Here is a 13,942-nt window from a genome sequence, read left to right as displayed (position 1 = left end):
TATAAAATTTCCGGATTATGACTGTTAAGGGGATAAAAATGTTACAAAACCAAATTTCGATGCTGTTCTATTTAACCTTTATCCTGTATAGTTGTTTGGGATTTTTTTGTTTGTTTCGTAACAAAAAAGTAAGGCTTAATCAGGTTTTTTTCTGGTTATGTATGAGCTATGCAATCTGGTCCTTAGCTTTTGCTTTTTCTAATTCTCTGAATGATGTTGACAGTGTCCTGATCTGGCGTCGGATTGCCGCATTAGGGTGGGGAATCGCTTTTAGTTTTATGTTGCATTTTATGCTTATTTTAACAGAAAAGCAGGAACTGCTGCTTTCCCCATATATACGCGTGGCTATCTATCTGCCAGCAGCCATCACCATTGCTGTTTTTTCGCTGGTTCCTGATTTGGCCGACGCCCAATATAATCTGGTCCAGACCCCGGCTGGCTGGGGAAATATTCCAGTCAACAACTTCTGGGATATCTTTTATAACCTTTATTATCTGAGTTTTTCGCTGATTACACTGGGCGTTTTATTGAAATGGTATCGCACATCTCCGGACCCGCAAAAGCGGCAGCAGGCGTTCTCCTTACTGCTGGCCTTTTCTATTTCGATTGCCCTGGGAACAGGATCCGAAATGTTGGCAAACAACATGCTGACCTATAAAATTCCCTCCATTGCACCGATAATTATTCTCATACCGGTGCTGGCTTTTGCCTATGCTATCAGAAAGTACAAATTGATGGTTCCTGATACAGAAACAAAAGTTGTGAAGCTCAGTGAAATTCTCAGCAATGATGCCCACTTTGCGCTGTTTCGATATATCGCGATAATATTTGTTGTGATAAGTGTTTTAAATCTCGGGCACTTCTTTTTGCACCCAACCGTATTATGGCGGGTTATGCTGGTAAGCACAGCAAATCTGGTACTGGGCCTGTGCATTTATAGCCTGCCCTTTTCCGGGTTATCAACAAAAAACCAGGATCAGATTATGACCGGGATTATGACTGTTGCCATCCTCCTGATGCTTTTAAAACCGGTGGATAGTTTATCTAATACAGTGTGGACGGTGCCCCTGCTGTTACTGATGACGACCATTATTATAAATCGAACAAAAATGTTTGTTCATTTTGCCTTGGCAATGCTTACTTCGGCTTTGTTCATCTGGTTATGGAAACCGGATCAGTGGGCTCATATCGGGACACCAGATTATCTGGCCAGATTTTTCATTTGCGTCGTTGCCATTCTGCTGGCAGGCTATACCAATCGGATTTACATTGCCAGACTCAAAGAAAATGACCGGCAAGTTGGTTTTCAGAAGATGATTTCCCAGGTGACCACCCATTTTGTATCGGTGTCAACCAGCAACTTTGACGAAAAGGTCCAGGATCTGTTAAAAACAAGCGGTGAAATCATGAAATCCGATCGCGTTTATCTGGTACAGAGTTGCGAAGAAACGGGAGCGATTATCTGCACAGATGAGTGGTTGGCAGAGGGTCATTTTCCCTCAGTACAGCAAGACGGAAATATTCAGAGCTCAAGTTATCCATGGTTTTCCCGAAAACTATTTAATAATGAGTTGGTTTATGTAACATCTTGTGATGAGTTGCCCGCCGAAGCAATGCGGGAAAAAGAAAAAATGAAAGCGGCGGAAATACAATCACTGCTACTTATTCCGATTCAAAACAAAGAAAAAATCATCGGTTTTTTAGGATTTGATAAGATCCGCGGAAACAAATCCAGACGGATGGATGACCCGGAATTGCTGAGAGTGCTGGCCAATATTCTGGGCGATGCCATCGGAAAGATTGAAAACGAAAAAGAAATGCACTGCCGGGCTTATTACGATGGTCTCACTGGTTTACCAAATCGGGTACTGTTTCATGAACGGTTGGAAAAGTGCATTGAAATGGCTAAGACCAGTGGAAATTCGCTCGGGGTGATCTTTATTGATATCGATGGCTTCAAGGAAGTTAACGACACTATGGGGCATGACTGGGGAGATCATCTGCTTAACCGGATCGGCAGACGCTTGTCGGATCGTCTCAGAAAATGCGATTCACTGGCACGGTTTGGTGGTGATGAATTTCTGATTCTGGTTTCGCAGCTGACCCATAAAAGCGAACTGGTAAAGGTGGCAAATGAATTGATGACGGTCTTCCACCAACCAGTGAGTCTTGGTGAACAGGAATTCTATATTTCCGGGAGTGGCGGGATTGCGGTTTTCCCGGAAGATGGGGAAACCGTCCAGGCGCTGATCAAACATGCCGATCTGGCGATGTATGATGCCAAAAAAAAGGGTAAAGGTCAGGTGGTCTTTTGTTCAGAAGCCATGAAAAAGGATGTCCGGGAGAAAATGATCCTGACTAACAGTCTGCATCGGGCTTTGGAGCGACAAGAGCTTTATCTGCACTATCAGCCCAAAGTTGCGACGGAAAGTCTGACTATGGTTGGCTGTGAAGCTCTGCTCCGGTGGGAGCATCCGGAACTGGGACTGGTATTGCCAGAGGTGTTTATTCCCTTTGCGGAGCAGAATGGTCTGATGACAGTGGTCGGCGAATGGGTCCTGATGACGGCCTGTGCCCAGAATAAAACCTGGCAGGATCATGGATTTAAACCGATGCCGGTGGCGGTGAATCTGTCGGTGGAGCAGTTTCGCGGCGATCTGACCACCATGGTTCAGAATTGTCTAACCCAAACTGGCCTGGAGCCCCGATATCTGGAGCTGGAAATCACCGAAAGTACTGCCATGGAGGAGTCCCAGGATGTGATCGAGACCCTGCACCAGTTGAAAGCCCTGGGTGTGCGTATCAGTATTGATGATTTTGGCACCGAGTTTTCTTCGCTGAGTCGGTTAAAAGATCTGCCGATTGACAGCATTAAAATCGATCGGCCTTTTATCCGGGGAATCGGAGTGAATCCCAAAGATGAATCGATTATTTCAGTGATGATCAACCTGGCGAAAAAGTTGGGCCTGCGGGTGATTGCTGAAGGGGTGGAGACGGAAGCGCAACTCATTTTTCTTAAGAAAAAGGGCTGCGATGAAGTACAAGGCTATTACTGCGATCGACCAGTGAGTGCCGTCGACTTTGAAGCGTTAAAATAATTACTAAATGAGCATTAGTATAAAAGGCCTCCACTTTTGTGGAGGCCTTTTACTTTAGGGAGCAATGGTTAAATCTTTTTTTCGTAATCCATGAGCCTTGCCCTGCTTGGTCCAACCGTGATTGGCGCCCTGTATTAATGCGAAACGGGGATAGGTAGGATTGACGTAGAGGTTATCGCCGGATTCCCGGTCAAGCAGGTTATTGACAAAGGTACTGTAGGGATGGGCCAGATTTTTTTTTGATCCATGTCCCAGGGCTACATCTTTAGCCATGGCAATCATAACACCTGACCCGATGCCGATGCCCTGACCCCATTTGAGATGGGCCCGGTGGGTCCAGTTTTTCATCATCGCGATGGTGGTCTCATTCTGGCTGCCTTCATAGTGACCATTGTTAACAATGGTATAAACGGTAATGTCATGGGGAGATTCAGTTAGTGATTTTTCCAGTTGAATCAAACAATGCAGCAGATGAGAAGGAATACCGCCCATATACATCGGTAAGGCAAAGACCAGCACATCGCAGCTGGCGATGTCTTCTAACTGGTTGACCCCCAGCATCGCATGATGGATGCCGAAACTGACCAGATCATGATCTGGCGGGAGCAGTGTCTTCAGTTCATCAAGCAACACTTCCGAGGTACTGCCCATGGCCTTGGGACTACCGTTGATTAATCCGATTTTCATCGTCGCTGAGCCTCCATTTCTTCCAGATTTTTGTAAAAGCTTACGGTATGGGACTGGGCGTGGAGGTCGACCCCGTTATACTCCACAAACCTTTCAGCAGTTGTTTTTTCAGGTAAGGTGATGTCTTCACCATAAAACCGAACGGATAGATTCACATGATTTTTATATCGGTCTTTCTGATGCATTTCACCATCTCTGATTGTGAAATAGGGTTGATGATAAGGTAGGGTGCGATCCAGCACGTTTTTGACAAAGGGACTGAAACCGCCGTAAAGGCAATGGCTGATGATTTCAACCTCATCACTCTGGGCCATCCGTTTGCCAATATCGCTGAAGTCATCTTTTATTTTGCAAAGCCCTGGTGTTTCAATCCAGCAGCCAAAACAGCCAACACATTGGTGAATTTCCTGATCTTTTCCAATTAAGATTGCGTCGTCAGGATGTTGTCCGAATAAACGATCAGCTTCACTCTGGTTTAAGTCGTGAATGATTAGTTTCATTGGTTCTCCTTTCGGGTGTGAATCTTAATCCTATTAGATGCCTACCCAAATGAGGAGGAGATATTCATATTTAAATAAAAATATAAGAACTTTTGTGAGGTATTCCCCCCAAAAATTACGACGATAAAGCTGTGATACAAAGAGCTTTTGAGCGCGGCGTTGCTTGAATCTTGTTTTTTAGGGTATCAATGGTAACGTAGTAACATGTTTTTTTAATAGCCTGGTTGTTCAGAGCTAGTAATTAAACTTCAACGGGAGTGAGAAAATAACTGGAAAGAGACGGAAATATCGATGGAATTCATTAAAAATTTAGGCGAATTACTGCAAACCCGCAGCGACTTTTTTATTGAACTGCTGCTGCAACATCTGATGCTGAGTCTGATTGCGATTGTGATCATTACGGTGGTGGGGGTTACCACCGGGATTCTGATTTCCAAATCAAAAAAAGCCGCCAGCGTAGTGATTGGTCTGACCAACGTGCTCTATACCATTCCCTCAATAGCGATGTTCGGTTTTTTTGTTTCAATCACCGGCATCGGCAATACCACCGCGATCATCGCCCTGGTGATTTATGGACTGTTGCCGGTGATCCGCAATACCTATGTCGGGCTGATCGAGGTGGACGATCAGATTCTCGAGGCGGCGGTGGGGATGGGCAGTACCCCCTGGCAGTTGCTGTCAAAGATCCAGTTTCCGCTGGCGCTGCCGGTGATTATCGCCGGGATCCGCAACATGGTGGTCATGACGATTGCGCTGGCCGGGATTGCTTCTTTTATCGGCGCTGGTGGCTTGGGGGTGGCGATCTGGCGGGGCATTACCACAAATTTTGATGAAATGACGGTGGCCGGCAGTTTGCTGGTGGCCTTGCTGGCCTTTGTCGCCGATGGTATATTAGGAGTAATTGAAAAAAGATTATTAAGGAGGACAAAATGAAAAAGTGGAGCAGTTTAGCATTAATCGTCGTGCTGGTATTTTTAGCGGCCGGTTGTCAAACCGAGGAAAAGAAGGTGGTTATCGCGTCAAAACCAATGGCCGAAAGCTATATCATCGCCGAAATGATGGGCCAGCTGATTGAAGCCAATTCTGATATCAAGGTGGAGTATAAGATGGGGATTGGCGGCGGAACCTCCAATATTCAGCCAGCCATGGAAACCGGAGAAATCGACATGTACCCGGAATATACCGGTACCGGCTGGCTGTTTGTCCTGAAAAATGACCTGGTGACTGATCCACAAACCCTTTACGAAGGGGTTAAAAGCCAGTATCAGGAAAAATACAATTTTGTCTGGCTGGATCGCTATGGCTTTAATGACACCTACGCCCTGGCGATGGATAAAACCAAAGCTGATAGTATGGGCATTAATACTTTTTCAGATCTGGCGGCTCAAAGTGCCGGTCTGGTACTGGGTTCGGAATATGATTTTTATGAACGGGAAGACGGTTACCCCGGTTTAGTGATGGCCTATGGCTTTAATTTCAAGGAAACCAAAGAACTGGACATCGGTCTGAAATACAAGGCCATCGGCGAGGGTCAGGTCGATGTGATCAATAACTTTTCTACGGACGGACTACTGGCCGAATATGATTTAAAGGTGCTAAAAGACGATAAAGGCTTCTTCCCGGCCTATGAAGCCGCCACCGTGATCCGTCAGGAAACCCTCGACAAATACCCGGAACTTGAAGCCATTCTTAATCAGCTGGCGGGGCAGATCAGTGACGAAGAAATGCAGCAGATGAATTATTTTGTGGAAAAAGAAAACCGGGATGCCGGTGACGTTGCCGCTGAATTCCTGAAAGCCAAGGGCTTGTTATAATCCGATGATCGAGTTTCGTGATGTCAGCCAGCAGTATGAAGCTAAGAAACCAATTATCCGGAATTTGAGCCTGACCGTTTCACAGGGCGAGTTTGTGGTGCTGATTGGCCCTTCCGGTTGCGGTAAAACGACCCTGTTAAAAATGATGAACGGCCTGATTCAGCCAGACAGCGGAGAAATCCGGATCAAGGGGAAAGAGCTCAAAGCGTGGGATCCGATTACCCTGAAGCGAAATATTGGTTACGTCATCCAGCAGGTGGGGCTGTTTCCCCATTTGTCTATTGAAAAAAATATTGCCTATGCCCTGGATATTCAAAAGGCCGGCGAAACCGTAAAAAAGCAACGGGCCCGGGAGTTAATCCAACTGGTCGGTCTCGATGAAGATTATCTGCCTAAATATCCCAACGAATTAAGCGGCGGCCAGAAGCAGCGGGTCGGCATTGCCCGGGCCCTGGCGGCCGATCCGGAAATTATTTTAATGGACGAGCCGTTGGGCGCGGTGGACCAGATTAATCGGGGGGTGCTTCAGGATGAGATTATTCGGATTTATCAAACCCTCAATAAAACCATTGTCTTTGTCACCCACGACATCGAGGAAGCCATCAAGCTGGGGACCAAAATCGTGGTGATGAATCAGGGTGAAATCATGGAAGTGGGTTCCCGGGATGCGATTGTCTTTCATAGCAAGAGCCATTTTGCCGATGATTTTATCGGTAACAAGGGGTTCTTATCTTATTTAAACATTGTCAAAATCGAACAGGTGGTTTGTCCCTTTAATTGTAGCACGAACGGCAATGCCGCTGAAAAAGAGATGACCCTGTGGGTCAGAGCCGATGATCCGCTGATTGTCGGCATCCGGATCTGTCTGGAAAACGGCGTCAATCAGATTGGCGTCCGGGATGCTGCCGGCCGAGTTGTGGGCGCCTTTGATTTGAGCTGTTTATCACGATTGAAGTTTTAAAAAGGCTGTCAGGTCTAAGTAACACGCTGGTACTGGAAATAAATTAACAATGGCGATACTTCCTATTTAGAAGGAAGCATCGCCATTGCTGTTTTAGGAATGAATTTTGCTAGGGGATATCGGTCTGGTCTCGGGCAGTGTGATTTCGCCGGCTCTGACCAGGGCATATTTGGCGGCAATCGGACCGATCACTGAATAAATGAAGGTGGAACATAAAATAACGACCTGGATCTGTTCGGCATAAAGGGGAACTATTTTAGCAGCAACGACCACCAGTCCTAGCGCGACGCCGGCCTGGGGCATCAGGGTTGGTCCCAGATATTTGCAGATATTTTCGTTCTGATGGCTGATTTTGCCACCAAACCAGGCCCCAGCCATTTTGCCGATAACCCGGACAACCACATAGATGATTCCGATCAGTCCAATCGCAGGCAGGGCGGAAACTTGAAATCCGGCCCCGGAGATGACAAAAAAGACCATGAAAATGGGTGGAGTAAAAGCATCGGTGGTTTTCATCAAGGCATCGATATGATCGCGGTAAATGTTGACCAGGACACCGCCCAGAGCCATGCAAGCCAGTAATGGGGAACCATGAAGCAAATCAGCGACCCAGTAGGTCAGTAGAATCATCGCAATGACGATGCAGATTTGATTGGAGGGTTTCTTGAAAAACCGAAAAAACAGTTTCATCAGGATTCCCGCCGCGGCGCCCAGCACAAACGAAATAATGACCTCATAAAAAGGGGCCAGAATCGAGAGGATCAGGCTTGTTTCAACGGTTGAATTCATGGCGTTGACGATGGTTGCCGCAAAACCAAAGGCGATCAGAGCAATCGCGTCATCAATCGCGACGACGCTCATCAGCATCGAGGTCAGAGGGCCTTTGGCATCATATTGCTTGATTACCATAATGGTTTGAGCCGGAGCGGTGGCGGCGGCAATCGCGCCCAGCATGATCGCAAGTTTGGGATCAAAACCGAAAAGTATCAGCACCAGAGTGACCAGAATCACCGCCATCAGCGCTTCTGCCGTGGCAATCACAATCGGAGCGATCCCGACCTTTCGGAAATAGTTGAGGTCAAACTGGCTACCGATGGAAAAGGCGATGAAACCCAGGGCAATATCTGAGATCACCACAAAACCGTTGACCATATCAATCGAGATGAGATTGAGAAACGAAGGTCCCAAAATAAGTCCGGCAAACAGGTATCCGGTGACATTGGGCATTTTGAATTGTTTGGCCAATCGTCCCAGCAGGATTCCGGCTAACAACATAATCGCTATTTCAATGATAAGTTTAGCTTCCAATTGAACACAGACCTTTCGCGAAATCGATGGGGATAGTGAAGACAATACCCGAATCCGGTTCATCCAGATGGGCGACTGTGGACTCAATCACTTCGACGACCTGGCCTATTTTTTCATCTTCGAGAATGACAAAAATTACATTACCTTGAGCCACTTCCGGATTGAGAAACGACCTTAATGAACTGAGAATGGGGATTTCATCTGCATCGTGGAGATGGCTGAGGTGTCGGGCCATGCCCCGGCTTTCCAGAACTGTGGCTCCGCATATTCGTTTGGTCGCCAAGGCTGCCAGCAGTGCATCCAGTTTGTCCGGCTGACTTAAGACATAAACAAGTAACTTCATTGATTTCCTCCTCTTTTGATCGTGATAAAAATGTCTGTCGCTATCAGTATAGCACTTAATATCAAGAAGTTCAAAAAAGATTGGTTTGAAGAATTGACTGATGAACCCTGGCAAAAAGGAAACCTAGACTAAAATTTGGCCCAGAAAGTTCTGCAGTCGTTCATTTTCCGGGCGATCAAAAATATCTTCCGGAGTGCCTTCTTCAGCAATCTGACCTTCATGAATAAAAATGACCCGATCTGCTACTTCCTTGGCAAAGCCCATTTCGTGGGTCACAATAATCATCGTTCGGCCTTCTTTAGCGAGGTCATTCATGACCCCCAAAACCTCGCCGACCAACTCCGGATCGAGAGCTGAGGTCGGTTCGTCAAAAAGAATCACCTTCGGCTCCATCGCTAAAGAGCGGGCGATCGCTACCCGCTGCTGCTGTCCACCGGAAAGCATGGCCGGGTATTCGTCGGCCTTATCCAGCAGATTAACCTTTTCAAGCAATGCCATGGCCAGCTCCCGGGCTTTTTTTTGATCCATTTTTTTAACCGTGATGGGACCTTCCATCACATTTTGGAGCACCGTCATATGGGGGAAAAGGTTAAAACGCTGAAAAACCATGCCGACCTTCTGGCGGATTTGATTGATGTCTTTGGCCGTCACCAATTGCCCATCAATATAGATTTCACCCTCGTTTTTCTCTTCCAGAAAATTGATACAGCGCAGCAGGGTGCTTTTTCCCGATCCACTGGAACCAATCAGACAGACGACCTCACTTTCGTCAACGGTTAAATCGATGCCGCGTAACACTTCCAGGTCGCCAAAATACTTGTGTAAATTTTTTATTTCGATCATGCTCATTGTTTACCTCTCATTTACTTTTAACTTTTGTTCAACGATGCTGAGAACTTTTGTCAGTCCCATGGTTATAATCAGGTAGTATACCCCGGCGGTGAAATAAATCGGGAAGACATTAAAGGTGGCGGCGCCAAACTGGCGGGCCAGCAGCATTGTTTCGGTGATCGTGATTACACTGGCTAGGGAAGAGTCCTTGACGGCAATGATAAACTGATTACCCAAAGCCGGAACAGAGCGCTTAAACGCCTGGGGCAGCACCACTCGCTTCATTGCCTGCCATTTGGTCATACCCAGCGACCGGGCAGCTTCCCGCTGGCCATAGTCGATGGATTCGATGGAACCCCGGAAGATTTCGCTGATGTAGGCGCCGTTATGCAGGGCCAGGGCAATGATCGCCGAGGGGAATGAGTCAATCATAATCCCCAGGCTGGGGAGCCCATAAAAGATAAAATACAATTGGAGTAAGAGCGGGGTCCCCCGAACGATGGTGATATAGACGTCCATGATTTTTTTAAGCCACTTGTATTTGGTCAGTTTTAAAACGGCCACCACCAGACCGATAATCATCCCCAGAATGATTGAAAAGAACGCCAGTTGTAGGGTTAATATAACGCCGGGAATAAACTTCGGCGCAAATTCCACCACGGTTTTAAAAAATTCGATACTATTATTGATGATAGCATCCATTGGATACCTCCTGTTTTTTGAATAAGTAGTAATTAAAATAACCATAAAATGATGACATCCGTGTCGTCTCTATAAAAAGACACGGATGTCACAGTTTTAGATTTGGTTTCATTCAGATCCACCCGGATCCGATTTAAATGGGTTCAGGCAGTTCGGTTAAGATTCGGACTGCCTGAATGCATCACTGTTATTTTTCAAGAATGTTCATACCAAACCAGCGATTGCTGATTTCGGCATAGGTACCATCGGCAATGATGGCGGCCAGGGCCTTGTTAACAGCTTCCAGCAGCTCCTTATCATCCTGACGGATCGCGATGGCGATATTTTCAGTATAAAGCAGATCACCGACCGGCTCGATGGCGACCCCATAATCGATCGGAGCGCGAGCACCAACGACCTTGCTGGTAACCAGCCCATCGGAACGGCCCTGATCGACGCTTTTAAAGTTATCGACGTCACTCTGGAATTGAAGAATTTCGGCAATGTTTGTCATCCCGTCTAAATATTCATGGAAGGTGGTACCGGTAACAACGCCGACCTTGCCATTTTCCAGTTCGCTGATGTTGTTTAAACCGGAACCGGCTTTGGCAAAGAACTGCGCCCCGTCATAGTAGTAAGGATCACTAAAGCTAACCTGTTTCAGGCGTTCATCAGTTACTGCCATACTGCCGATAATCATATCAAAGCGATTTCCAGTCAGGCCGCCGATGATGCCGTCCCATTCGACGGTGATGGGCTTGGCCGTAACCCCCATTTTTGCGGCGATGGCATTTGCGATTTCAATATCAAATCCGGCCAGAGCACCATTTTCATCGATGTAGTTAAAGGGGGGATAGGCACCAGTCATCGCAAAGGTCATCTCACCCTTTACCATAATCTTTGAATAGGTGGTTTCGTCAGCGGATGCTCCGGAACAGCCACTTAAAACACCGGCCAGCAACACGCCTAAAACCATTATCACTAATTTTTTCTTTTTCATTTTTTCCTCCTGAATGTAAGTAGTAAATTTATATTAACTTGATTATTATCCTTTCTCGATTGAGTGATTAAAATCAAGGAAAAGCAATGTATACCGAGTTCGTAGAGAAATCCAAAATCTTAAAGGAAAAATCTATAAAAAAAGGGCACTCCAACTCTGAAAATACAGAGTTAGAGTGCCCCAGCTTCGCTATAAAAATAACTCACAATATACCATTTATGACAAAATTGCCCAATAGTATAGTGTATGACCTCACGATCCTACACAAGCCCCAGTTCCATAAAATGTTTTTCTGTACAGATTTCATTTATTAAGCTCCCGGCTTACATATTTCCACGTTTTTCAACACGTAAACAAGCTCACCGAGAAAACTACTCAAAGTACATACTTCACAACTTTATTGATCACATTATATCAAAGCTATATGATTATGTCAACTTAAAATCATTAATTACCGTAAAACAGTTTAAATTTTATGATATTAAACTGTTTTTGTTACGTTAGAATTCGTATATATAATAAGAAGAAATTAAATTAATAGTGGTATTAGTATTGTTTAAGATACTAGTAACGGATTAATGAAATATCGATGAAAATTTGCAGAATCGCTTGTTGTTTGCCTGTAAAAATGACAATAAGCGACTTTCCAATTGATGAATTATTTTGGCAATTCTGATTTTTTTGCTCCAATCAGAATAAAACAGATGATACCCACGATAATTAAGCCGATGCCACCGATGACGCCGGTGGGCGAGGGCCCGAGAAAGGGGCTGGGGGTTCCCAGGGTAAACCAGATTGATATCGCGGCAAAGCCATTCAGGGAACCATGGGCGATCGAAGCCGGCAAAAAGCTTTTGGTGCGAATTGCCAGAAATGAGAAAAAGGAACCAATAAACAAACAGAAGACGACCATCGCCAGAATCCCGCCCCAGGGTGCGGTGGAATAGCCGGTGCCGTAATTATGCCCCATAGCAATGATCGGCGCATGCCACAAACCCCAGATGACCCCGGTAATAATAATCGAAACCCGGGGGCTGTAGCTTTCCATCAGCTTGGGCAGCAGATAACCGCGCCAGCCGATTTCTTCGCCGGAGGTGGTGATAATGTTAAGCAGCGGGGCCAGGAAGATGCCAAGTAGCAACTGAGCAATAAAGATGGTAAATAGCGTACCTTCTGGCAGGGATACACCCTGAGCCACATAGAGGCTGGCCATCTGACTCATGGTGGGGTCAAACTGACCGGGGAACAGCAGAAAATAGATCAGTGCGCCCAACGCAATCAGCAAGGCCGGCCCAAACCAGGCGATCAGATAATAGCGGACATTACCTCTCAGATGGGGCTTGAGGCCAAAATCTTTAAATCCTTCCCTGGTAATCAGCCGGGTTGCCACCACCGAAATAGCCGGCATCAGCATTACCGCTGATAGCACAAAAATGCTATAGCTGCTGGCCAACCCTCCATTGGCCATTAAAGCGAATTCCAGGGTCCAGGTCAGAAAAAAAGTTAATCCTAAAAATATTCCGAGTCGTTTCATTGATTGTCTCCTTTGTTGTTTAAATGAGCTTCCAATTGTCTAACCAGATCCTGAAAGCGGTGGTCTGCTTTTAGAAAGTCAAACAGGGGATTGGCTACCAGGCCATCCACCATGCTTTGTTTGATGACCTCTTCACTGCGAGGCGGGCCAACTCCCAGGTCAAATGTTTCAAACCAGGGCTGAATGGCGTCAAAATAGTCATCGCCGTGAAGGGCATAGGGAAAAAAATCAGAAACGCAGACCTGGGTATAATTTGACAAATACGCCAGGGTGGTGTCAGCATTCTGATGAATGGCGTAGACCTGGGCGGCGGCGTGATAAACTTGAGCCATGGTATTGGGGTGGAGGGCATCGAGATCATAAAGCTTGGCGACCCCGAGGGTGCGGGTCAAAATCGTTTCGACCTGGCCAAGATCTTTGGCATTCAGCATCAGATAGGCGGAAGCCGTCGAAACCAGAAACAGCAAATGTTGGTAGCTGCTGATCTGTAGCACCTGTTTGGCTTTATCCGGATTACCGGCCATCTGATAAGCCTGGGCCAGCATTTCGGTATCGGTGGGGAAGGGGTGGACGGCTTCACCTAGCAGTTCCATGATCTGAGTAGGCTGGTTGAGCATCAGATAGCAGGTACCCTCAACCGAGATGGCATCCCGAGCCAGGATTCGGTCATCGCTTTCGGCTCTGATTCGCTGGCACAGCGTGACTGCCTGATCCAGTATCGTCTTGTCGCTTTCCGGATCTGCTGCCAGCATATGATGGTTGGCCAGAAGTACGGCCATCTGCAGTAGCAGCGGAAAACAGGAGTAGTATTTTTTAATGATGGTTTCGCATTCGACCAGCACCTCGGCCACCGGTCTGGTTGCAAAATCATTAGCCAACCGATGATACAGCGCTTTGATATCTGACGTCGTCAGCTGGGGCGAATAACCCATCAGATCATCGATACTAATATTAAAATAAGCGCTAAGCTGAGGCAGTAAGGTAATATCCGGGTAGCTCTGGCCGGTTTCCCACTTAGAAACCGAGGCCTTGGAAACCCCGATATAAGCGGCCAGATCTTCCTGGGTCAGGCCCTTTTCGCGACGCTTGGCGACAATTATTTTGCCAATGTTAAGTTCTTTCATTTCATCACCTCACCCTGATTATAGAACCTTTGAGAAAAAAGCACAATGGATTTACAGTTGA

At 46.4% G+C, this 13,942-nt stretch carries 13 protein-coding genes; 4 read left to right on the top strand and 9 right to left on the bottom strand.

Annotation, left to right across the window (positions count from 1 at the left end):
- The first annotated feature begins 38 nt into the window (after positions 1 to 38).
- Positions 39 to 3,098: an EAL domain-containing protein gene (locus tag A3KS_RS0104745; protein WP_051355659.1), complete on the top strand. Its 3,060-nt coding sequence runs from the start codon at positions 39 to 41 to the stop codon at positions 3,096 to 3,098.
- Between the two features lie 54 nt (positions 3,099 to 3,152).
- Here A3KS_RS0104745 and A3KS_RS0104740 read toward each other — a convergent pair whose 3' ends face one another.
- Both A3KS_RS0104740 and A3KS_RS0104735 read right to left on the bottom strand, forming a co-directional pair.
- A complete protein-coding gene (locus A3KS_RS0104740) occupies positions 3,153 to 3,785 on the bottom strand; it encodes an NADPH-dependent FMN reductase family protein (protein WP_026393945.1) in 633 nt (210 codons plus the stop codon).
- A complete protein-coding gene (locus A3KS_RS0104735) occupies positions 3,782 to 4,285 on the bottom strand; it encodes a flavodoxin family protein (protein WP_026393944.1) in 504 nt (167 codons plus the stop codon). The genes A3KS_RS0104740 and A3KS_RS0104735 overlap by 4 nt, the downstream gene beginning before the upstream one ends.
- A 291-nt stretch (positions 4,286 to 4,576) precedes the next feature.
- On the opposite strand from A3KS_RS0104735, the gene A3KS_RS23995 reads away from it, so the two are divergent.
- The 3 genes from A3KS_RS23995 to A3KS_RS20050 are packed head-to-tail and all read left to right on the top strand — an operon-like array spanning position 4,577 to position 7,060.
- A complete protein-coding gene (locus A3KS_RS23995; protein WP_035355272.1) occupies positions 4,577 to 5,218 on the top strand; it encodes an ABC transporter permease in 642 nt (213 codons plus the stop codon).
- Positions 5,215 to 6,099, top strand: a complete 885-nt coding sequence (locus tag A3KS_RS23990; protein WP_035355269.1) for a glycine betaine ABC transporter substrate-binding protein — start codon at positions 5,215 to 5,217, stop codon at positions 6,097 to 6,099. The genes A3KS_RS23995 and A3KS_RS23990 overlap by 4 nt, the downstream gene beginning before the upstream one ends.
- Positions 6,100 to 6,103: 4 nt before the next feature.
- A complete protein-coding gene (locus A3KS_RS20050) occupies positions 6,104 to 7,060 on the top strand; it encodes an ABC transporter ATP-binding protein (protein WP_084504886.1) in 957 nt (318 codons plus the stop codon).
- Between the two features lie 93 nt (positions 7,061 to 7,153).
- Here the strand turns inward: A3KS_RS20050 and A3KS_RS20045 are convergent, their stop codons facing one another.
- From A3KS_RS20045 to A3KS_RS0104685, 7 genes are all read right to left on the bottom strand, one after another.
- Positions 7,154 to 8,368, bottom strand: a complete 1,215-nt coding sequence (locus tag A3KS_RS20045) for a cation:proton antiporter (RefSeq protein ID WP_242834737.1) — start codon at positions 8,366 to 8,368, stop codon at positions 7,154 to 7,156.
- Complete coding sequence (locus A3KS_RS0104715) at positions 8,358 to 8,711, bottom strand: P-II family nitrogen regulator (protein ID WP_026393943.1); 354 nt, start codon at positions 8,709 to 8,711, stop codon at positions 8,358 to 8,360. The genes A3KS_RS20045 and A3KS_RS0104715 overlap by 11 nt, the downstream gene beginning before the upstream one ends.
- 123 nt (positions 8,712 to 8,834) lie before the next feature.
- A complete protein-coding gene (locus A3KS_RS0104710; protein WP_026393942.1) occupies positions 8,835 to 9,554 on the bottom strand; it encodes an amino acid ABC transporter ATP-binding protein in 720 nt (239 codons plus the stop codon).
- A 9-nt stretch (positions 9,555 to 9,563) separates the two neighbouring features.
- On the bottom strand, positions 9,564 to 10,244 hold the full coding sequence (locus tag A3KS_RS0104705) for an amino acid ABC transporter permease (protein ID WP_035355263.1): 681 nt from the start codon (positions 10,242 to 10,244) through the stop codon (positions 9,564 to 9,566).
- Positions 10,245 to 10,431: 187 nt separating this feature from the next.
- Positions 10,432 to 11,223, bottom strand: a complete 792-nt coding sequence (locus A3KS_RS0104700) for an ABC transporter substrate-binding protein (RefSeq protein ID WP_026393940.1) — start codon at positions 11,221 to 11,223, stop codon at positions 10,432 to 10,434.
- 658 nt (positions 11,224 to 11,881) lie between these two features.
- Positions 11,882 to 12,757, bottom strand: a complete 876-nt coding sequence (locus A3KS_RS20040; RefSeq protein WP_051355658.1) for a CPBP family intramembrane glutamic endopeptidase — start codon at positions 12,755 to 12,757, stop codon at positions 11,882 to 11,884.
- Entirely contained in the window at positions 12,754 to 13,881 is a 1,128-nt protein-coding gene (locus tag A3KS_RS0104685; protein ID WP_026393938.1) for a helix-turn-helix domain-containing protein, read from the bottom strand. Before A3KS_RS0104685 ends, A3KS_RS20040 begins: the two co-directional genes overlap by 4 nt.
- Between the last annotated feature and the right edge of the window lie 61 nt (positions 13,882 to 13,942).

Origin of the sequence: Acetobacterium malicum subsp. dehalogenans DSM 11527, from assembly GCF_000472665.1 — a bacterium.
Classification (GTDB): Bacteria; Bacillota; Clostridia; order Eubacteriales; family Eubacteriaceae; genus Acetobacterium; species Acetobacterium malicum.
Note: the sequence above shows the minus strand (reverse complement) of the source record. Positions and strands in the feature narration are given on the sequence as shown.

Bases quoted from the DNA above. Each gene is read 5' to 3' on its own strand.
- A3KS_RS0104745 (WP_051355659.1), top strand. From the start codon at position 39: ATGTTACAAAACCAAATTTCGATGCTGTTCTATTTAACCTTTATCCTG.
- A3KS_RS0104740 (WP_026393945.1), bottom strand. From the start codon at position 3,785: ATGAAAATCGGATTAATCAACGGTAGTCCCAAGGCCATGGGCAGTACC.
- A3KS_RS0104735 (WP_026393944.1), bottom strand. From the start codon at position 4,285: ATGAAACTAATCATTCACGACTTAAACCAGAGTGAAGCTGATCGTTTA.
- A3KS_RS23995 (WP_035355272.1), top strand. From the start codon at position 4,577: ATGGAATTCATTAAAAATTTAGGCGAATTACTGCAAACCCGCAGCGAC.
- A3KS_RS23990 (WP_035355269.1), top strand. From the start codon at position 5,215: ATGAAAAAGTGGAGCAGTTTAGCATTAATCGTCGTGCTGGTATTTTTA.
- A3KS_RS20050 (WP_084504886.1), top strand. From the start codon at position 6,104: ATGATCGAGTTTCGTGATGTCAGCCAGCAGTATGAAGCTAAGAAACCA.
- A3KS_RS0104715 (WP_026393943.1), bottom strand. From the start codon at position 8,711: ATGAAGTTACTTGTTTATGTCTTAAGTCAGCCGGACAAACTGGATGCA.
- A3KS_RS0104710 (WP_026393942.1), bottom strand. From the start codon at position 9,554: ATGATCGAAATAAAAAATTTACACAAGTATTTTGGCGACCTGGAAGTG.
- A3KS_RS0104705 (WP_035355263.1), bottom strand. From the start codon at position 10,244: ATGGATGCTATCATCAATAATAGTATCGAATTTTTTAAAACCGTGGTG.
- A3KS_RS0104700 (WP_026393940.1), bottom strand. From the start codon at position 11,223: ATGAAAAAGAAAAAATTAGTGATAATGGTTTTAGGCGTGTTGCTGGCC.
- A3KS_RS20040 (WP_051355658.1), bottom strand. From the start codon at position 12,757: ATGAAACGACTCGGAATATTTTTAGGATTAACTTTTTTTCTGACCTGG.
- A3KS_RS0104685 (WP_026393938.1), bottom strand. From the start codon at position 13,881: ATGAAAGAACTTAACATTGGCAAAATAATTGTCGCCAAGCGTCGCGAA.